Source organism: Actinoallomurus spadix, assembly GCF_024055725.1.
Taxonomy (GTDB): domain Bacteria; phylum Actinomycetota; class Actinomycetes; order Streptosporangiales; family Streptosporangiaceae; genus Actinoallomurus; species Actinoallomurus spadix.
Genome location: NZ_JAMXMX010000004.1, coordinates 1 through 19,179, shown reverse-complemented (window position 1 = coordinate 19,179; position 19,179 = coordinate 1). Strand labels below are relative to the sequence as shown.

Annotated in this window: 15 protein-coding genes; 12 read left to right on the top strand and 3 right to left on the bottom strand. The window is 73.0% G+C overall.

The window, feature by feature from the left end; all coding sequences use genetic code 11:
- Positions 1-102: 102 nt before the first annotated feature.
- The 4 genes from NE235_RS06160 to pheT all read left to right on the top strand — a co-directional run bounded on the left by NE235_RS06160 (position 103) and on the right by pheT (position 5,404).
- The gene (locus NE235_RS06160) at positions 103-474 is read left to right on the top strand and encodes an STAS domain-containing protein (RefSeq protein ID WP_252799973.1); all 372 of its coding nucleotides are present in this window, start codon (positions 103-105) and stop codon (positions 472-474) included.
- 108 nt (positions 475-582) lie between these two features.
- Positions 583-1,689 carry a sensor histidine kinase gene (locus NE235_RS06155; protein ID WP_406567544.1) on the top strand — a complete coding sequence of 369 codons (1,107 nt, stop codon included), beginning with the start codon at positions 583-585 and terminating at the stop codon, positions 1,687-1,689.
- A 125-nt stretch (positions 1,690-1,814) separates the two neighbouring features.
- Entirely contained in the window at positions 1,815-2,924 is a 1,110-nt protein-coding gene (gene pheS, locus NE235_RS06150; protein WP_252799972.1) for a phenylalanine--tRNA ligase subunit alpha, read from the top strand.
- The gene (gene pheT / locus NE235_RS06145; RefSeq protein ID WP_252799971.1) at positions 2,924-5,404 is read left to right on the top strand and encodes a phenylalanine--tRNA ligase subunit beta; all 2,481 of its coding nucleotides are present in this window, start codon (positions 2,924-2,926) and stop codon (positions 5,402-5,404) included. The genes pheS and pheT overlap by 1 nt, the downstream gene beginning before the upstream one ends.
- 67 nt (positions 5,405-5,471) lie before the next feature.
- On the opposite strand, the gene NE235_RS06140 is transcribed toward pheT, so the two are convergent.
- The 3 genes from NE235_RS06140 to NE235_RS06130 form a co-directional block, all read right to left on the bottom strand.
- Complete coding sequence (locus tag NE235_RS06140) at positions 5,472-7,508, bottom strand: phosphocholine-specific phospholipase C (RefSeq protein WP_252799970.1); 2,037 nt, start codon at positions 7,506-7,508, stop codon at positions 5,472-5,474.
- Positions 7,509-7,699: 191 nt separating this feature from the next.
- Positions 7,700-9,202 (bottom strand): CYTH and CHAD domain-containing protein, encoded by a 1,503-nt coding sequence (locus NE235_RS06135; protein ID WP_252799969.1) that lies wholly within the window; start codon positions 9,200-9,202, stop codon positions 7,700-7,702.
- A 108-nt stretch (positions 9,203-9,310) separates the two neighbouring features.
- On the bottom strand, positions 9,311-9,694 hold the full coding sequence (locus NE235_RS06130) for a hypothetical protein (RefSeq protein ID WP_252799968.1): 384 nt from the start codon (positions 9,692-9,694) through the stop codon (positions 9,311-9,313).
- Positions 9,695-9,788: 94 nt separating this feature from the next.
- On the opposite strand from NE235_RS06130, the gene argC reads away from it, so the two are divergent.
- The 8 genes from argC (at position 9,789) to tyrS (ending at position 18,440) form a co-directional block, all read left to right on the top strand.
- Positions 9,789-10,817, top strand: coding sequence for an N-acetyl-gamma-glutamyl-phosphate reductase (argC, locus tag NE235_RS06125; protein ID WP_252799967.1), 1,029 nt, complete (start codon positions 9,789-9,791; stop codon positions 10,815-10,817).
- On the top strand, positions 10,814-11,968 hold the full coding sequence (argJ, locus tag NE235_RS06120; protein ID WP_252799966.1) for a bifunctional glutamate N-acetyltransferase/amino-acid acetyltransferase ArgJ: 1,155 nt from the start codon (positions 10,814-10,816) through the stop codon (positions 11,966-11,968). Before argC ends, argJ begins: the two co-directional genes overlap by 4 nt.
- Positions 11,965-12,885, top strand: a complete 921-nt coding sequence (gene argB, locus NE235_RS06115) for an acetylglutamate kinase (RefSeq protein ID WP_252799965.1) — start codon at positions 11,965-11,967, stop codon at positions 12,883-12,885. Before argJ ends, argB begins: the two co-directional genes overlap by 4 nt.
- The gene (locus NE235_RS06110; RefSeq protein ID WP_252799964.1) at positions 12,882-14,054 is read left to right on the top strand and encodes an acetylornithine transaminase; all 1,173 of its coding nucleotides are present in this window, start codon (positions 12,882-12,884) and stop codon (positions 14,052-14,054) included. Before argB ends, NE235_RS06110 begins: the two co-directional genes overlap by 4 nt.
- Positions 14,051-14,656: an arginine repressor gene (locus NE235_RS06105; RefSeq protein WP_252799963.1), complete on the top strand. Its 606-nt coding sequence runs from the start codon at positions 14,051-14,053 to the stop codon at positions 14,654-14,656. The genes NE235_RS06110 and NE235_RS06105 overlap by 4 nt, the downstream gene beginning before the upstream one ends.
- A 234-nt stretch (positions 14,657-14,890) precedes the next feature.
- Positions 14,891-16,321 carry an argininosuccinate lyase gene (argH, locus tag NE235_RS06100; RefSeq protein WP_252799962.1) on the top strand — a complete coding sequence of 477 codons (1,431 nt, stop codon included), beginning with the start codon at positions 14,891-14,893 and terminating at the stop codon, positions 16,319-16,321.
- Entirely contained in the window at positions 16,321-16,944 is a 624-nt protein-coding gene (locus NE235_RS06095; RefSeq protein WP_252799961.1) for a DNA-3-methyladenine glycosylase, read from the top strand. The genes argH and NE235_RS06095 overlap by 1 nt, the downstream gene beginning before the upstream one ends.
- A gap of 227 nt (positions 16,945-17,171) precedes the next feature.
- Positions 17,172-18,440: a tyrosine--tRNA ligase gene (gene tyrS, locus NE235_RS06090; RefSeq protein WP_252799960.1), complete on the top strand. Its 1,269-nt coding sequence runs from the start codon at positions 17,172-17,174 to the stop codon at positions 18,438-18,440.
- Positions 18,441-19,179: the final 739 nt, after the last annotated feature.

Below are 19,179 nucleotides of genomic sequence, written 5' to 3'. Positions count from 1 at the left end.
ATGAACGGGGCAAATAGGTTGGAAACGAACATAAGAGGCATTCCGCTGCCTCGCCGCCGTGCGGCGGCGGGTTGCGAGAGGGGACCGGGCCGGTCCGCGACGGTGCGCGGGGGCGTCCACCGCTGCCAGGCCGGGCGCGCGATGGCGGCCCGGGTCGTCCGGCGGGACGGTGACGCGGCGGTCGTCGCGATCGGTGGCGAGATCGACGTGCAGACGGCGGGGCGGCTGCGCGCGGACCTTCTCGGCCTCATCGAGGCCGGGCACATCAACCTCGTCGCCGACTTCGACGCCGTCCGCTTCTGCGACGCCGCCGGGCTCGGCGCGCTGGTCGCGGTCGGCAACCGGCTCCGGGACAAGGGCGGGACGCTCCGCCTGGCGCGGGTGCGGCCCGCGCAGCGGCGGATTCTGCGAATCACTCGGCTCGACGAGCTGTTTCCGACGTATGACACGGTCGACGAGGCGTTCGGCAACTGAGGACCGGCCGCCATACCGGGAACATCCGTAATTAACGACTCTGGCGTGGCGATATTTACGTCGTCCGCACTAGAGTCAGGCCAGCACTGTCAATAGGGAGCCGGGGAGGTGGCCGCGGTCGTGGGCGGATCGGTCCCGCACGGCGTTGAGGACCTCGCCGGCCAGGCGGCGCCATGGGACCTGTCTCCCGACGCGCTGCCCGACGGGCTCATCGTGGCCGACGCCGATCGGCGGGTCGTGGTGTTCAACCGGGCCGCGGTCCGGATGACCGGCATCCGGCGGGCCGAGGCCCTCGGCCGTGACTTCGCCGACGTCCTGCCGCTGCGCGACGCCGACGGCCGCGACTGGTGGAAGTGCCTCGACCCGTACGGCGGGCTGGCCACCCGCACCCGCCACCCGGAGCGGCCGCTCTACCTCGGCGACGGGCCCGAACTGCTCGTCACGGCCTCGTACGACCGTGAGCGGGACGGCACCGTCCGCCGGTTCACGATCGCGCTGCGCGACGCGGCCGAGCGCGCCCGCCACGAGCGCGGCCGGGCCGACCTCGTCTCCACCGTCGCGCACGAGCTGCGGTCCCCGCTGACCAGCGTCAAGGGCTTCACCGCCACGCTGCTGGCCAAGTGGCACCGGTTCAACGACGATCAGAAGCGGGTCATGCTCGAGACGGTCAACTCCGACGCCGACCGCGTGACCCGCCTGATCACCGAGCTGCTGGACGTCTCGCGCATCGAGGCGGGCCGGCTGGAGATGCGCCGCCAGGTCGTCGACGTCGCCGAGGAGGCCCGGAAGATCATCGCGGGCCGGATCGCGGCGGGTGACCCGGCGGGCCGGTTCGAGCTGAAGGTCACCGGGGAGCTGCCGGAGATGTGGCTCGACCCGGACAAGATCGACCAGATCATCGGCAATCTCGTCGAGAACGCCCTGCGACACGGGGCTGGTACCGTAACCATCGTGGTGGAGCCGGACGCGAGCACCCCGGGAGCCGTCGTCGCCGTGCGCGACGAGGGTGAGGGCATCCCGCCCGAGGCGGTCCACCGCGTCTTCCGCCAGTTCTGGCGCGGCCACGGCCAGCCCCGCGGCGGCACCGGCCTCGGCCTCTACATCGTGAAGGGCCTCGTCGAGGCCCATGGCGGCACCATCGCCGTGGGGCGCGCCCCGGGCGGCGGCGCCGAGTTCCGATTTAGCCTGCCCGCCGGGGCTCCAGACTTCGCCTGAGAGCGCCGCGGGCTTCCCGAGCGGCCCGTACCGCCATGATCGTCTGATGGCCGTCTCACGGGCCGCAGGCCATGGGCCGACTAGACTCGATCGCCGTTCCGCCATTGCTGGAGTAACTGACACTCATGTCCGCACCCAATAAGTCATATGACCCCGTCGAGGTCACCGCGCTCCATCCGGACGAGGTGGCCCGCGCGCGCGACGAGGCCCTCGCCGCGATCAGTGCCGCCGCGAGCCTCGACGAGCTGAAGCAGGTCCGTCTCGCCCACGCGGGGGACCGCTCGCCGCTCGCGCTCGCCAATCGGGAGATCGGCGCCCTGCCGCCGCACGCCAAGGCCGAGGCGGGCAAGCGTGTCGGCACGGCGCGCCGTGAGGTCTCCGAGGCGCTCAAGACCCGTCAGGCCGAGCTGGAGGAGGAGCGCGACCAGCGCGTCCTCGTCGAGGAGGCCGTCGACGTCACCCTGCGGCTCGACCGCCGCCCGCGCGGCGCCCGCCACCCGGTGACCACCATCGCCGAGCGCATGGCGGACGTCTTCGTCTCCATGGGCTTCGAGCTGGCCGAGGGTCCCGAGGTCGAGGCCGAGTGGTTCAACTTCGACGCCCTGAACTTCCCGCCGGCCCACCCGGCGCGCGAGATGCAGGACACCTTCTTCGTCGAGTCCGAGGACTCCGGGCTGGTGCTGCGGACCCACACCTCGCCGGTGCAGATCCGCGCCCTGCTCACTCGTGAGCTGCCCGTCTACGTCGTGTGCACCGGCCGCACGTTCCGCACCGACGAGCTCGACGCGACGCACAGCCCCGTCTTCCACCAGATGGAGGGCCTCGTCGTCGACGAGGGCATCACGATGGCCGACCTGCGCGGCGCCATCGGCGCGTTCGTCACCGGCATGTTCGGCGCGGGCCTGAAGACCCGGTTCCGGCCGTACTACTTCCCGTTCACCGAGCCGTCCGCCGAGGTGGACATGCAGTGCTTCGTCTGCCGCGGCGCCTCGGCCGAGCCGGGCGGCGAGCCGTGCCGCACCTGCCGGTCCGAGGGCTGGATCGAGCTGGGCGGCTGCGGCATGGTCAACCCGCGGGTACTGGTCGCCGCCGGGGTAGACCCGGAGCGGTACAGCGGCTGGGCGTTCGGCCTCGGCGTCGAGCGGACGCTGATGTTCCGGCACGGTGTCGAGGACATGCACGACATGTTCGAGGGTGACGTGCGCTTCACCCAGGCGTTCGGGATGGAGATCTGATGCGCGTCCCTGTTTCGTGGCTGCGGGAGTACGCCGAGCTGCCCGCCGAGGTCACCGCTCGCGACATCGCCCAGAAGCTGATCGCGGCCGGCCTGGAGGTCGAGTCCGTGGAGACCGTCGGGCACGACGTGTCCGGCGTGATCACCGGCCAGGTCCTGGAGATCGAGGAGCTGACCGGCTTCAAGAAGCCGATCCGGTTCTGCCAGGTCGACGTGGGCGAGGCGGAGCCGCGCGGCATCGTCTGCGGTGCGACCAACTTCACCGTCGGCGACCGGGTCCCGGTCTCGCTGCCGGGGGCCGTCCTGCCCGGCGGCTTCAAGATCGCCGCGCGTAAGACGTACGGCCGGGTCTCCGACGGCATGATCTGCTCCGAGGCCGAGCTCGGCCTGGCCGAGAGCAGCCCCGGCATCCTCGTCCTGGCCGCGGACACGCCCCTCGGCGCCGACTTCGTCGAGCTGGCCGGGTTGCGCGACGAGGTGCTCGACATCGCCATCACGCCCGACCGCGGCTACACCGCGTCGATCCGCGGCGTGGCCCGGGAGGCGGCGACCGCGTTCGGCGTGCCGTTCCGGGATCCGGCCGACGCCGAGGTCCCGGCCGAGACCGGCGAGTCGTACCCGGCGAGCATCGCCGACCCGACCGCCTGCGACCGCTTCGTGCTGCGGGAGGTGCGCGGCTTCGCGCCGGACACGCCGTCCCCGCTGTGGATGCGGGTCCGGCTGGCCCGCGCCGGGATGCGTTCGGTGTCCCTGGCCGTCGACGTCACCAACTACCTCATGCTGGAGCTCGGCCAGCCGCTGCACGCGTTCGACCGCGCCAAGCTCACCGGCCCGATCGTCGTACGCCGCTCGGAGCCCGGCGAGCGGCTGGAGACCCTCGACCACGTCGTACGGGATCTGCACCCGGACGACGTCCTGATCACCGACGGGTCGGGGCCGCTCTCACTGGCGGGCACGATGGGCGGCCTGAACACCGAGATCGACGAGAAGTCGACCGACATGGTGATCGAGGGCGCGCACTTCTCGGCGAGCGACCTGGCGCGCCAGGGGCGCCGCCACAAGCTCAAGAGCGAGGCGCTGTACCGCTTCGAGCGCGGCGTCGACCGCGACCTGCCGCTCGTGGCGACCCACCGGGCCGTGCGGATGCTCGCCGAGCTCGGCGGCGCAGAGATCCTCCCAGGGGTCACGCACGCCGAGGCCCCGGCGGAGAACGTCACGATCACCATCCCCGCGGACCATCCGGACCGCGTCGCCGGCGTGACGTACGGCCGCGACACGGTCGTCGAGCGGCTCCGCGACGTGGGCTGCGAGGTCACCGGCGAGGACGTCCTGACGGTGAAGCCGCCGTCCTGGCGCCCGGACCTGCGCGACCCGAACGACCTCGCCGAGGAGGTCATCCGGCTCGAGGGCTACGAGAACATCCCGGCCCGCGCGCCGCGCTCGGTGGCCGGCCGGGGCCTCACCCCGGCGCAGCGGCTGCGCCGCCGCGTCGGCCGCGCCCTGGCCGCCGCGGGCTACAACGAGGTGATCAACTACCCGTTCGTGTCCGCGGCCGACTGGGACGCGCTGCAGCTGCCCGCCGACGACGCCCGCCGGCGCGCGCTGCGGCTGGCCAACCCGCTCACCGAGGAAGAGCCGCTGCTGCGGACGACCCTGCTGCCGGCGATGCTGCGCACGCTGCACCGCAACCTCGGGCGGGGCTTCCCCGACGTCGCGCTGTTCGAGACGGGCCTGGTCTACCGGCCCCGGCCGGACGCCCCGACGCCGCCCCGGCCGCCGGTCGACCGGGCGCCCACCGCCGAGGAGCTCGCCGCGATCGAGGCGGCACTGCCCGACCAGCCGCTGCGGGTCGCCGTCGTCCTGGGCGGAAGCCGTGAGCCGGCCGGCTGGTGGGGTGAGGGCCGCCCGGCGACCTGGGCCGACGCCATCGAGGCGGCCCGGATCGTCGCGGCCGAGGCCGGCGTCGAGCTGGAGGTCAAGGCGGACCGGCACGCGCCCTGGCATCCTGGCCGCTGCGCCGCCCTGTTCGCCGACGGGACGCTCATCGGCCACGCGGGAGAGCTGCACCCCCGGGTGACCAAGGCCTTCGACCTGCCGGCCCGCGCCTGTGCGATGGAGCTCGAGCTGAGCCGGCTGGAGTCGAAGGCGGCCGGCACGGTGCTCGCGCCGCACATCGCGACGTACCCGGTGGCCACCCAGGACATCGCGCTCACCGTGGCCGGCGGCGTGCCCGCCGCCGAGGTGGAGGCCGCCCTGCGGGCGGGCGTCGAGGCGCACGGGGCGACCGGGCTGCTGGAGTCGATCCGGCTGTTCGACGTCTACACGGGGGATCAGGTCGGCGAGGGCAACAAGTCGCTCGCCTACACGCTGCGCTTCCGCGCGCCCGACCGTACGCTCACCGCCGAGGAGACGACCGCCGTCCGGGACGCCGCCGTGGCCGCGGCGGCCGAGCGGGTCGGCGCCGTCCTGCGGGGCGCCTGACGAGGGTCCGCGCCGTGGTCACGCGTGCCCACGGCGCTCCGGCCGCCGCGGCTCGGATCGCGATGGCTCAGACCGTGGTGATCGCCGGGTCGCTGGTGCTCGGGCGCCCGGTCTCGACGTGACCGGCCAGCCGCCGGACGAAGTCCTCGTCGTGGTCCGACCGGATCGACAGGTCGTACCAGCCGTGGCGGCGGCGGACCGGCGCCACGTGCACGGCGTGCCCGCCGGGCCGGAGCCGGTACGCCGCCGGGTGCTCGTCTCCGTGGGCGTCCTCGACCGTCAGCCGCACGGGCTGCTCGCCGTGGTTGGTCAGGACCAGCCGGACCCGCTCGCCGCGTCCGTCGTGGCGCGCGGTGACCTCCGGGCCGGCTCCGCCGGCGCCCGCGAGCCGCCGGAAGAACCCGTTCGGGCCGTGCACCTCGACGTCGTACGCGCCCGGACCCCAGGTCGCGGACAGCCGCCGGCCGCCGCCGACGGTGTAGGTCCAGGGCCCGCCCGCGTGGGTCGCGGAGGTCACCTGGAAGACGGCGGCCGCCGTACCGTGCTCGGCGAAGTCGATCATCAGGCCGGTGGACGCGGCCCGGCCGTCAACGGCCGGGTCGTACGGCAGCGGACGGGCGGGACGCAGGCCACGCTCCTGCCGGGGCAGCGCCGGGTGCGCCGGCGGCTTCGGCACGTAGTCGGGGTGCCGGTCGCGGTCCGGCGGGAGGTAGCCGCTGGTGTCGGGCAGCGCGGGCATCGCCGCGGCCGTACGGCCGAAGTCGAACGCCGACGTCAGGTCGCCGCAGACCGCCCTGCGCCAGGCCGAGATGTTCGGCTCGCGGACTCCGAAGCGCTGCTCCATGAAGCGGATGATCGAGGTGTGGTCGAAGACCTCCGAGCACACCCAGCCGCCCTTGCTCCACGGCGAGACGACGAACATCGGGACGCGCTGACCGAGTCCGTACGGGCCCGCGGCCTCCCCGCCCGCGCCTGGATGGATCTCACCCGTGACGTCGACGGTCGAGCGCCCCCGCGCGGGAGACGAAGGAGGGTACGGCGGCACGGCGTGGTCGAAGAAGCCGTCGTTCTCGTCGTAGGTGATGAACAGCGCGGTCCTGCTCCACACCTCAGGGTCGGCGGTCAGCGCGTCCAGGACCTGCGCGATGTACCAGGCGCCGTAGTTGGCCGGCCAGTTCGGGTGCTCGGTGAACGCCTCGGGAGCCGCGATCCAGGAGATCTGCGGCAGCCGTCCCGCCGTGACGTCGGCCCGGAGGAGGTCAAAGAGCCCCTGCCCGTGCTTGGCGTCGGTGCCCGTACGCGCCCGCTCGTACAGCGGGTCGCCGGGCACGGCGTTCTGGTACTGCGTGAAGTACAGCAGTGAGTTGTCGCCGTAGTTGCCGATGTAGGCGTCGCCGGTCCAGCCCCAGAAGCCCTTCGCGTCGAGGCCGTCGCCCACGTCCTGGTAGATCTTCCAGGAGATCCCGGCCTTCTCCAGGCGTTCGGGATAGGTCGTCCAGGAGTATCCGGCCTCATCGTTGCCGAGGACGGGGCCGCCGCCCTTGCCGTCGTTGCCGGTGTAGCCGGTCCACATGTAGTACCGGTTCGGGTCGGTCGGCCCCATCATCGAGCAGTGGTACGCGTCGCAGATCGTGAAGGCGTCCGCCAGCGCGTAGTGGAACGGGATGTCCTCGCGGGTGAGATAGGCCATCGTGGTGGCCGTCTTGGCCGGAACCCACCGGTCGTACGCGCCGTTGTTCCAGGCCGCGTGGCCGCCGTTCCAGCTGTGGTCGAGGTCCTGGAGGAACCGCATTCCGAGGTCGGTGGCGTCCGGCCGGAACGGAAGGACATCCTTGGTCCCGTCGGACTGGTACCAGACCGGCCTGCCGCCGGGCAGCCGCACGGGGGTCGGGTCGCCGAAGCCGCGCACGCCGCGCAACGTGCCGAAGTAGTGGTCGAAGGACCGGTTCTCCTGCATGAGCACGACGATGTGCTCGATGTCGCGCAGGGTGCCGCTGCGGCGGGCGGCGGGGATCTCCGCCGCGCGGGCGATGCTGGTGGACAGCGCGGTCATCGCGGCGGTCCCGCCGGCCAGTTGCAGGAATCGTCGACGGTCGATGCTCATGGGTCCTGCCTCGGGATCGGGGTCGTCGGGGCAGGACAGTGATCTCAAGCGATCCGCAACTGATCAAGACCGGCGGGGGAAGCCCGGAAGAAGACTCGGCCAACCCGCGCCGCCGCGCGGCGCGCGCCTGCGGCCCTCCGGAGGGCCGCAGGCCTCTCGAGCTCCGCCGGGTTCCCGCAGGGCCGCAGGGGTCAGTTCTTGCCGAGTCTCCGGAGGGGCTTGCGCTTGGCGGCCTTCTTCACCGCGCCCGGCAGGTCCCGCAGCGTGCGTTCCCGGTCGCGTTCCTCCCACTCGGTCATCCGGCCCAGGACGAACGCCTCCGCGGCGGGTGTCCCGGGCCGCCGGGCGAGCTCGGCGAGCCGTTCGGCGGCGACGACGCCGTCCTGGTGGGCGCCGAGCAGGTCCTGCAGCCGCTCCGCCCGCCGGGCCAGCTTCCCGGCGGGTGAGCCGAGGGTCGGCGCGGCGGCCTCGGCGGTGTAGCGGGCACGCTTGGCGGCCTTGCGGGTCCGGTGCAGTGCGGCGTCACGCGCGGGACCGGCGGGCAGCCCGGCGGCCCGGGCGTGGCGGCGCAGCATCGTCCGCCAGGCCTTCGTGACGGCGTTGGCCGTCTCGGTACGGGCCGGGCGGCCGGCGCGCCGGGGGAGGAGCGGAGGGGCGGCGAGGAAGGCGTCCACGCTGTCGAGGAGGGCGAGGTAGCGGGGCGTGGACAGCGCCTCGCGGAGCCGGTCGCGGGCGCGTAGCTCCTCCGCCGCCATCCCGGCGAGCCAGGACGGCCCAGGGTCGGCGTCCGGCGCCTGCGCGAGGCGCCGCTCGAACCGCGCCCGGAGGACCTCCAGGTCACGGACCTCTCCCAGGGCGTCGGCCAGCCACTTCAGCTCGGTGTCCAGCCCGGCGGCGCGCGCAGCGTCGATCATGTTCCGGTGAGTGCGCAGGAGACTGCGCATCCGCCGGACCGCCACCCGCATCTTGTGCACCGAGTCGTCGTCGTGGTCGGCCAGGCGGACCGGCGGGTCGTACGCCAGCATCGCGGCGAAGTGCTCCCGCAGAGAGGTCACGAGCACGTCGCCGGCGGTGCCGGTCTCCGGCGGGGGCGCGGCGGAGGGCACCGTCTCCAGTGTCCGCGCGAGTTTGGAACGGGCGGCCGCCTGCCGGGCGCCGGCGGCGAGCAGGTGGTCGCCGACGGCCGCCAGGAAGTCGTCGGAGGCGGTGACGGCCTCGACCTCGATCTCCCGCCACGTCATCAGGCGGACCTCGCCGCCGCCCGGCCCGAACGGGTGCGCGTGCACCGTGTCGTCGGCGAGCTTCGCCAGCACCCGGCCGTCCTCGTCGAGCAGCGGGCGTTCGATCCGGCGGGTCTCCACCTCGGCGACCGGGAGCAGCGGCCGGCCGCGGGTGTGGGCGGTGACGAGCGTGGCGAGTTGCGCCGGCACGGTCCGCTCGCTCTCGCCGATCGGCAGGTGGATCTCGCTCCGGGTGTTCTGCCCGGCCGGCAGCTTGAGATGCCATCCGGCGTCGTCACCGCCCTGGCGCCGGCGCAGGGTGATCCCGCGGGCGGCGAGGCGCAGGTCCTCGGTGTCGAAGTAACGGGCCTGCAGGGTGTGCGTGGCGGGGGCGCCGACCCGCACCTCCAGGTCGGGGAGCACGAAGTCGGCGTCGGCGTCGTACTTTCGCTCGAGCTCCGTATGGCGAGCCACTTTTCTCTCCTTGCAACAGCGACATATCGGGCAGAACGACATACCCGAATCGCGGCCGTCGAAGAATCGTCAGGGAAAGAGGAGTGGCTTCTCGGTGCGCCGAGGTGGTCAGCCCGCCTTCTGGAACGCCGTGACCGTGGTGCCGCCCTTGGTGCAGTCGGCGCCGCGGCCGTCCTGCTGGATCCGGTCGGACGGGTAGATGACGCACGACCAGCCCTGGACGGCCAGCGCGCCTCCGCTGCCCTGCCCGGGCGCCTTGCCCTCGGCGATCGCGGCGAAGAACGCCTTGTAGACGGACACCGCGTCCCCGCACGGGGCCGAGCCCTTGGTGACCTTGAGGTACGCGGGGGCGCCGCCCGCGGTGTCGATCTGCCCGCAGTCCACCGCGCGGGCGGGAGGCGTCGTCGCGACCTTCGGCCGGCCGTCCGAACCGCAGCCGGCGGCGGTGAGCAGGGCGGCCAGGGGGAGGGACAGCAGGGCGATGCGGCGCATGCGAAGGACCCTAACGTCTTCCCGGATGCCGGATCGGCGGTTGCATGATGATGCAGGGAAATGCATACTTAACGCATCGACGGAGGAGGAGACGATGGGCACGCGTGCTGCGGTCGCCGGAGCGAGCGGCTATGCGGGCGGTGAGCTCCTGCGCGTTCTGTCCGGCCATCCCGAATTCGAGATCGGCGCGCTGACCGCCGCGTCGAACGCGGGCACCCCCCTCGGCGCCCACCAGCCGCACCTGCACCCCCTGGCGGACCGGATCCTCACCGAGACGACCCCCGAGGCCCTGGCCGGCCACGACGTGGTCTTCCTGGCACTGCCGCACGGGCAGTCCGGGCCGATCGCGGAGGGCCTCGGCGACGACGTGCTCGTCGTCGACTGCGGCGCCGACTTCCGGCTCTCCGACGCGGCCGAGTGGGAGCACTACTACGGTGGCGCGCACGCCGGCACGTGGCCGTACGGCCTGCCCGAGCTGCCGGGCAACCGCGAGCGGCTCCGCGACACCCGGCGCATCGCGGTGCCGGGCTGCTACCCGACCGTGTCGCTGCTGGCGCTGTTCCCCGCGTACGCCGCCGGGCTCGCCGAGCCCGACGCCGTGATCGTGGCCGCCTCCGGCACCTCCGGAGCGGGCCGGGCGCCAAAGCCCAACCTGCTCGGCAGCGAGGTCATGGGCTCCATGAGCGCGTACGGCGTGGGCGGCGTCCACCGCCACACCCCGGAGATCACCCAGCAGCTGTCCGCGGTGGCCAGGCACCCGGTCACCGTGTCGTTCACCCCGACCCTCGCGCCGATGAGCCGGGGGATCCTCGCCACCTGCTCGGCCAAGGCCGCGCCCGGCGTCACCGCGCGGAGCCTGCGCGAGGCGTACGCCCAGGCGTACGCCGGTGAGCCGTTCGTGCGCCTGCTGCCCGAAGGGCAGTGGCCGGCGACCGCCATGACGCTCGGCGCGAACACCGCCGTCGTCCAGGTCGCGCTCGACGAGCGGGCCGGGCGCGTCATCGCGGTCGCCGCCATCGACAACCTGACCAAGGGCACCGCCGGCGGGGCCGTGCAGAGCGCGAACCTCGCCCTCGGCCTGCCCGAAGAAATGGGTCTCACCACGATCGGAGTCGCCCCGTGAGCGTCACCGCACCTCTCGGCTTCAGAGCGGCGGGACTCGCCGCCGGAATCAAGAAGGGCGGTGAACGCGACCTCGCCCTCGTCGTCAACGACGGCCCGTCCCGCGCGGCGGCCGGCGTCTTCACCCGCAACCGCGTGAAGGCCGCGCCGGTGCTGTGGTCGCAGCAGGTGCTGCGCGGCGGCCGGGTGCGCGCCGTCGTGCTGAACTCCGGCGGGGCCAACGCCTGCACCGGCCCGGCGGGCTTCCAGGACACCCATCGGACGGCGGAGAAGGTCGCCGGAGTCCTCGGCGACTCGGCCGGTGAGGTCGCGGTCTGCTCCACCGGCCTGATCGGCGAGCGGCTGCCCATGGACCCCCTGCTGGCCGGTGTCGAGGAGGCGGCGCGCGAGCTGTCCCGCGACGGCGGCCTGCCGGCGGCCGACGCGATCCGCACCACGGACACGGTCGCCAAGATCGCCTTCCGCCGGGCGACCGAGGGGTACACGGTCGGCGGCATGGCCAAGGGCGCGGGCATGCTCGCGCCGGCCCTCGCGACCATGCTCTGCGTCATCACGACCGACGCCGACGTCGACGCGGCCACTCTCGACCGGGTGCTGCGGCGGGCGTGCGAGGTCACCTTCGACCGGCTCGACACCGACGGGTGCATGTCCACCAACGACACCGTCCTGCTGCTCGCCAGCGGCGCGAGCGGCGTGACCCCGTCCGAGGACGAGCTCGCCCGGACGGTCACCGACATCTGCGCCGACCTGTCCCGGCAGCTGCTTCTGGACGCCGAGGGCGCCAGCAAGGCGATCGCGATCGAGGTCGTCGGCGCGGCCAGTGACGAGGACGCCGTCCTCGTCGGCCGCGCGGTGTCCCGCAGCAACCTGCTCAAGTGCGCGATCCACGGCGAGGACCCGAACTGGGGGCGCGTGCTGGCCGCCGTCGGCACGACCGACGCGGTCTTCGAGCCGGACCGGCTCAACGTCGCGATCAACGGCGTCTGGGTGTGCCGCAACGGCTCCGTCGGCGACGACCGCTCCAAGGTCGACATGCGGCCACGAGACGTCACCATCACCGTCGACCTCGGCTCCGGCACCCACACCGCGACCGTGCACACCACGGATCTGACGGCCGACTACGTCCACGAGAACTCGGCGTACTCCTCATGACGACGAAACCGCGCATCCGCACGCGGGCGAGCGCCACCGCCCTGCGGAAGGCGGCCACGCTCATCGAGGCGCTGCCCTGGCTCGAGGAGTTCCACGGCACGACCGTCGTGATCAAGTACGGCGGCCACGCGATGATCGACGACGAACTGCGGCTGGCCTTCGCCCGCGACGTCGCCTTCCTCCGGTACGCCGGGCTTCGCCCGGTCGTCGTGCACGGCGGCGGCCCGCAGATCAACGCCCAGCTCGACCGGCTCGGCCTGGAGAGCACCTTCACGGCCGGGCTCCGGGTCACCACGCCGGAGACGATGGACGTCGTCCGCATGGTGCTGGTCGGCCAGGTCGGCCCCGACGTCGTCGGCCTGCTCAACCAGCACGGCGCGTTCGGCGTCGGCATGTCGGGAGAGGACGCGCGGCTCTTCACCGCCGAGCGCAAGTCCGCGGTCGTGGACGGCCGGGAGGTCGACCTCGGCATGGTCGGTGAGATTGTCGACGTCGACACCGGCGCCGTCCGCAGCCTCCTGGACGACGGCCGCATCCCGGTCATCTCCAGCATCGCGCGCGGCGAGGACGGCGAGGTCTACAACGTCAACGCCGACACCGCGGCGGGCGCGCTGGCCGTCGCCCTGCAGGCGGGCAAGCTGATCGTGCTGACGGACGTCGAGGGCCTGTACTCCGACTGGCCCGCCGACGGCGGCTCCGCGGACGCCTCCGAGGTGATCGACCAGATCACCGCCCACGACCTGGAGAAGCTGCTGCCCGACCTGTCGGCCGGCATGGTGCCGAAGATGGAGGCCTGCCTGCGGGCGGTGCGCGGCGGGGTGCCGCGCGCGCACGTCCTCGACGGCCGGGTCCCGCACGCCCTGCTGCTGGAGGTCTTCACCGACGAGGGGATCGGAACGATGGTGGTGCCGTCATGAGCGACCTGCGCGACCGGTTCGAGGCCGCGTTCATGCCCAACTACGGCGTCCCGCCGGTCGCGCTGGCCCGCGGCGAGGGCTGCCGGGTCTGGGACGCCGACGGCAAGGCCTACCTCGACCTGATCGGCGGCATCGCGGTCTCCTCGCTCGGGCACGCGCACCCGGCGATCGTGGAGGCGGTGTCCGCGCAGGTCCGCACCCTCGCGCACACCTCGAACCTCTTCGTCCACGAGCCCGAGGTGCTGCTGGCCGAGCGGCTCCTCGGCCTGCTCGGCGGCGACGGCCGCGTCTTCTTCACCAACTCCGGCACCGAGGCCAACGAGGCGGCCTACAAGCTCGTCCGGCGGCACGCCGGTCCCGGCCGGAGCTACGTGGTCGCGGCCGAGAGCGGCTTCCATGGCCGGACGATGGGCTCCCTCGCGCTGACCGGCAAGACGTCGATCCGCGAGCCGTTCGGGCCGTTCGCCGCGGACGTGCGGTTCGTGACGTACGGCTCGGTCGACGAGCTGCGCGCCGCCGTCACCGGCGACTGCGCGGCCGTCTTCCTCGAACCGACCCAGGGCGAGGCCGGAGTGATCCCCCCGCCGGAGGGTTACCTCACGGCCGCGCGGGCGATCTGCGACGAGGCCGGCGCGGCACTCGTCCTCGACGAGATCCAGAGCGGCATCGGCCGTACCGGCACCTGGTTCCAGCACCAGCACGAGGGCGTCCGGCCCGACGTGATCACCCTGGCGAAGGGGCTCGGCGGCGGGCTGCCCATCGGTGCCTGCGTCGGCTTCGGCCCGTACGCCACGGCCTTCGCCAAGGGGGACCACGGCTCGACGTTCGGCGGCAACCCGGTGGCCTGCGCCGCGGCCCTGGCCGTCCTGGACACCATCGAGCGCGAGGGGCTCCTCGACCACGTCACCAAGGCCGGCGAGCAGCTCGCCGCCGGCATCCGGGGCGTCGACCACCCGCTTCTGGCGGGCGTACGCGGCCGGGGGCTGTGGCGGGCGATCGTGCTCACCGAGCCGAGGTCCGCGGCCGTCGAGGCCGCCGCCCGCGACGCCGGCTTCCTCGTCAACGCGGTCGCGCCGCAGGCCGTCCGGCTCGCCCCGCCGCTGATCATCACACCGGACGAGATCGCCTCCTTCGTCGCCGCCCTGCCGGGCATACTGGGGGCGACATGACCACGCCCCTGACGAAGACGGCCCGGCAGTCCCGGATCATCGAGCTGCTCGGCCGCAACGCCGTCCACTCCCAGAGCGAGCTCGCCCGGCTGCTCGCCGACGCCGGCGTCGACGTCACCCAGGCCACCCTGTCGCGCGACCTCGTCGACATCGGCGCGGTCAAGCTGCGCGCCGAGGACGGCTCGCTGATCTACGCGGTGCCGGGGGAGGGCGGTGAGCGCAGCCGCAGGGCCCGGACCGGCGCCGCCGAGACGTTCGGCGGCCGGCTGGCCCGGCTCGCCCAGGAGCTGCTGGTCTCGGCCGAGGCCTCCGCGAACCTCGTGATCGTACGGACCCCGGCCGGCGCCGCGCAGTTCCTCGCCTCGGCGATCGACCACGCCGACTGGCCCGCCGTGCTCGGCACCGTCGCGGGTGACGACACCGTCCTGGTGATCGCACGGGATCCCTTGGGCGGTGACGACCTCGCGGCGGCCCTGCTGGCGTTGACCGAGCGCCGGCCGGACGAACGCGCATCGCGCGTCCCGCGCGACCTCGGCGCCGGCCCGGCATGGGAGACCGTCGGCGTGCCGGCGATTCCGGAGCCCGCCGAGCGACGATCTTAGGGCGTGTCCGACGGGCACGCCCCAGGCGCCGCCCGAAGCGGTGCCCGACCGACGCTCCGGCCCGGAGCGAACCCCGGCGCACGCCGGGAACCATTTCATGATCGAGCACTTCATGATCGAGCTTTTCGGCCGCCTGCGGGCGGCCACCGACACGGCCCGCCTGACATGCAGTAGTTTCGCATCGGCGGCCGGTCACGGACGCCTGCCAACAGCTTTCCAGGGGAGAAGAACAGCGTGACGGACGACCAGCAGCGCAAGACGCCGACCAGGCTGTGGGGCGGCCGGTTCGAGGGCGGTCCGTCCGAGGCCCTCGCCCGGCTGTCGGTCAGTGTGCAGTTCGACTGGCGGCTCGCCCCGTACGACCTGCTGGGGTCGCGCGCCCACGCGCGGGTCCTGCACCGTGCGGGCCTGCTCACCGAGGACGAGCTGCGCCGCATGCTCGACGCGCTCGACGATCTCGACGAGGCCTGCCGCTCCGGCGAGTTCCGGCCGGCCGTCGCCGACGAGGACGTCCACACCGCCCTCGAACGCGGCCTGCTCGAACGCCTCGGCGCCCTCGGCGGCAAGCTGCGCGCCGGGCGGAGCCGCAACGACCAGGTCGCCACCGACCTGCGGCTGTACCTGCGGGACCACGTCCGGCAGATCGTCTCCCGCCTCGTCGAGCTGGAGACCGCGCTGATCGCGCAGGCCGACCACAACCTCGGCGTGGCCGCCCCCGGGATGACGCACCTGCAGCACGCCCAGCCGGTGCTCTTCTCGCACCAGCTCCTGGCGCACGTGCACGCGTTCGCCCGAGACGTGGACCGGCTGCGGGACTGGGACAAGCGGGCCGCGATCAGCCCGCTCGGCTCCGGTGCGCTCGCCGGGTCCTCCCTGCCGCTGGACCCGGAGGCCGTCGCGGAGGAGCTCGGCTTCGACGCGGCCGCCCCCAACTCGATGGACGCCGTCAGCGACCGCGACTACGCCGTGGAGTTCCTCGCCGCGGCGGCCCTGATCGGCGTGCACCTGTCGCGGCTGGGGGAGGAGGTCGTCCTCTGGGCGTCCCAGGAGTTCCGCTGGATCGAGATGGACGACACCTACGCGACCGGGTCGTCGATCATGCCCCAGAAGAAGAACCCGGACGTCGCGGAGCTGGCCCGCGGCAAGACCGGCCGGCTCATCGGCCACCTCACCGCCCTGCTGACCACGCTCAAGGGCCTGCCGCTCACCTACAACCGTGACCTGCAGGAGGACAAGGAGGGCGTGTTCGACGCCGTCGACACCCTCCTGCTCGTCCTGCCCGCCATGTCCGGCCTGATCGCCACCATGCGCGTCAACACCGCCCGCCTGGAGGCCCTCGCGCCCGAGGGCTTCGCGCTGGCCACCGACGTCGCCGAACTGCTGGTCCGCAGGGGCGTGCCGTTCCGGGACGCCCACGAGGTCGTCGGTCACCTCGTCGTGTGGTGCCAGGTCAACGACAAGGACTTCGGCGACCTCACCGACGACGAGCTCGCCAAGGTCTCTCCGCACCTGACCCCGGACGTACGGGACGTGTTCTCCGTCCAGGGCGCCCTGGCCGCGCGCAAGGCGTACGGCGGCACCTCCCCGGAGCGCGTCGCCGAGCAGCTCACCACGCTGCGCACCCTCGTCGACGGCCACGCCTCCTGGGCGGCCGCGGGGATCTGATGACCGCTCCGCTTCCGCGCGCGTTCTTCGACCGGCTGCCCGAGGAGGTCGCGCCCGACCTGCTCGGGTGCGTGCTCGCGCGTTCCTCTTCCGAGGGCACGGTCGCGGTGCGCCTGACGGAGGTGGAGGCGTACGCCGGGCCCCTCGATCCGGCCTCGCACGCCTACCGGGGCCGGACGGACCGCAACGCGGTCATGTTCGGCCCGCCGGGCCACACGTACGTCTACTTCACGTACGGCATGCACTACTGCGTGAACCTCGTGTGCCTGGAGGAGGGCACGGCCGCGGCCGTGCTCATCCGGGCCGGCGAGGTCATCGAGGGCCGCGAGCTGGCGATGGCGCGCCGGCCGCGTTCCTCGGCCCGGGATCTGGCCCGGGGCCCGGCCCGGCTCTGCGAGGCCCTCGCCATCGACCGCGCCATGTACGGCGCCGACGTGTGCGACCCGGACAGCCCCCTGCGCGTCCTGCCCGGAGCGCCGCCCGCCGAGGTGCGCACCGGCCCTCGTACGGGAGTGACCAGCGCCAAGGACGTGCCCTGGCGGTTCTGGATCGACGGGGACCCGAACGTCTCCGCGTACCGCCTGCACATGCCCCGCCGACGGAATCCGGAGGCCCGCCGCTAGGCCCACCCGTGACTCCGACGGCCGACGCCGTCAGCGACTCGAACCGACGGACGGCGGTCGTGACCTGCTCGCCGCGATCGCGCGGGCAGAGGGCCTCCCCGGCCGACCGGCCGGCGTCATACGGGCCGAATACGGTGGGGAACCCCTCCGCCGACCCGTTACCTTGGTGCCGGACCCGTCCGGCATCCTTGGAAGAGACCGGACGTACGCACGAGACGAGGAAGACCGTGACCGACATCCTGGACGATCTCGCCTGGCGGGGCTTGATCACACAGTCCACCGACCTGGACGATCTGCGGGCGATGCTCGCCTCGGGGCCGGTCACGCTCTATTGCGGCTTCGACCCGACCGCGCCCTCGCTGCACGTCGGAAGCCTGATGCAGCTCCTGACACTGCGCCGGTTCCAGCAGGCGGGCCACCGGACGATCGGCCTGGTCGGCGGCGCCACCGGGCTCATCGGAGACCCCAGTGGCAAGAGCGCCGAGCGTACGCTGAACTCCGAAGAGGTCGTCGCCGGCTGGGTCGAGCGCATCCGGGGGCAGGTGTCCCGGTTCCTCGACCTGACCGGTGACCGCGGTCTGATCGTCAGCAACCTCGACTGGACCGGCCCCATGTCGGCCATCGAGTTCCTGCGCGACATCGGCAAGCACTTCCCCGTCAACCGCATGCTCGCGCGGGAGACGGTCAAGTCCCGGCTCGACACCACGGGCATGAGCTACACCGAGTTCAGCTACGTGCTGCTGCAGTCCATGGACTTCCTGGAGCTGTACCGCAGATACGACTGCCGGCTGCAGACCGGCGGCAGCGACCAGTGGGGCAACCTCACGGCGGGTGTCGACCTCATCCGGCGGGTGGAGGGCGGTAGCGCGCACGCGCTGACGACCCCGCTCGTCACCCGCGCCGACGGCACCAAGTTCGGCAAGACGGCCGGCGGCGAGACCTATTGGCTGGATCCCGAGCTGACCTCGCCGTACGCCTTCTACCAGTTCTGGCTCAACGCCGACGACCGGGACGTGCCGACGTACCTGAAGTACTTCAGCTTCCGGAGCCGCGAGGAGATCGAGGAGCTGGAGAAGGCGACCAGCGAACGCCCGGCGGCCCGAGCCGCACAGCGGGCCCTCGCCGAGGAGCTCACCACGCTCGTCCACGGCGCCGACGAGACGCAGCGCGTCATCGCGGCGTCCCGTGCGCTGTTCGGCCAGGGCGACCTGGTGGAGCTCGACGAGCGCACCCTGGCCAGCGCGCTCGCCGAGGTGCCGTCCGCGACCGTGTCCGGGCCGATCCCTCCGGTCGTCGAGCTGCTGGCGGCGACCGGCCTCGTGGCGAGCAAGTCCGAGGCGCGGCGCACGATCGCGCAGGGCGGTGCGTACGTCAACAACGTGAAGATCACCGATGAGTCGGCCGTGCCGGATCGGGGTGACCTCCTGCACGGTCGCCACCTCGTGCTCCGGCGCGGCAAGCGGAACGTCGGCGGGGTGACGGTCGCCTCCGCGTGAGTCGTCGGGGGGTGCCCCCGGCGCCCGGGGGCACCGCCCGGTCCTGAGCAGTATCGGCCGCCGCCGATGCTCGGGCCGCCCCGGATCCCCCGGCGAGCATGGACTGCGGCGGAACGGTGCGGGCCAGAGGCCGGTCGAGGCGACGGCGGTGCTCTCCGCGAAGGCCCCAGGCCGCCTGTTACCTGAGCAGGGACTCGTTCCTGCTGGGGTGACAGCGTCCGAGTGCTCGGGCGGGCCTGATGGGTCCGGCCGGGGTGGCACCGGATCAGGCGAACGCATGTGGTCACCGCACTGGCGCCGATTTGACGGGGTTTCCGGGGCGACGTAGTGTTCTCTTCGCCCCCGAGGGAGCGGGACGCCGGAAGGCGGCCGGCCCGGGGGGAAATCCACACCGAGTGGCTTGGTTCGGACAGTGTCCGGAGCGGGCTAGCATGGTGTGGTCGCCCCGAGACGGGATGCAGGACATCGCTTCATGGCGATGGTCGGCCCGATGGGGAACTCCTGGATGGAGTTGCTGCGGCCGGTTCGCCGGTCGAGGTGCTCGACGTCCGGGGGGAGCGTGCCGGTTCTGCCGGTCCGTCTCGCGAAGAAGATCTTCTTCGGAGCGGGATTGACAAGCGGAGCGGGGGCGCTAGGATAGAAGGGTTGCCCCAGAGGGGTTCCGGCGAGTGTCGGGTCCCTGACGGTGTGTGTCCGTTTCTTGAGAACTCAACAGTGTGCTAAAAGCCAGTGCCTTTAT

Excerpts from the sequence above, each read along its gene's own strand:
- NE235_RS06095 (WP_252799961.1), top strand. The coding sequence starts at position 16,321 with ATGACCGCTCCGCTTCCGCGCGCGTTCTTCGACCGGCTGCCCGAGGAG.
- NE235_RS06105 (WP_252799963.1), top strand. The coding sequence starts at position 14,051 with ATGACCACGCCCCTGACGAAGACGGCCCGGCAGTCCCGGATCATCGAG.
- NE235_RS06140 (WP_252799970.1), bottom strand. The coding sequence starts at position 7,508 with ATGAGCATCGACCGTCGACGATTCCTGCAACTGGCCGGCGGGACCGCC.
- argC (WP_252799967.1), top strand. The coding sequence starts at position 9,789 with ATGGGCACGCGTGCTGCGGTCGCCGGAGCGAGCGGCTATGCGGGCGGT.
- NE235_RS06130 (WP_252799968.1), bottom strand. The coding sequence starts at position 9,694 with ATGCGCCGCATCGCCCTGCTGTCCCTCCCCCTGGCCGCCCTGCTCACC.
- pheT (WP_252799971.1), top strand. The coding sequence starts at position 2,924 with ATGCGCGTCCCTGTTTCGTGGCTGCGGGAGTACGCCGAGCTGCCCGCC.
- pheS (WP_252799972.1), top strand. The coding sequence starts at position 1,815 with ATGTCCGCACCCAATAAGTCATATGACCCCGTCGAGGTCACCGCGCTC.
- NE235_RS06110 (WP_252799964.1), top strand. The coding sequence starts at position 12,882 with ATGAGCGACCTGCGCGACCGGTTCGAGGCCGCGTTCATGCCCAACTAC.
- argB (WP_252799965.1), top strand. The coding sequence starts at position 11,965 with ATGACGACGAAACCGCGCATCCGCACGCGGGCGAGCGCCACCGCCCTG.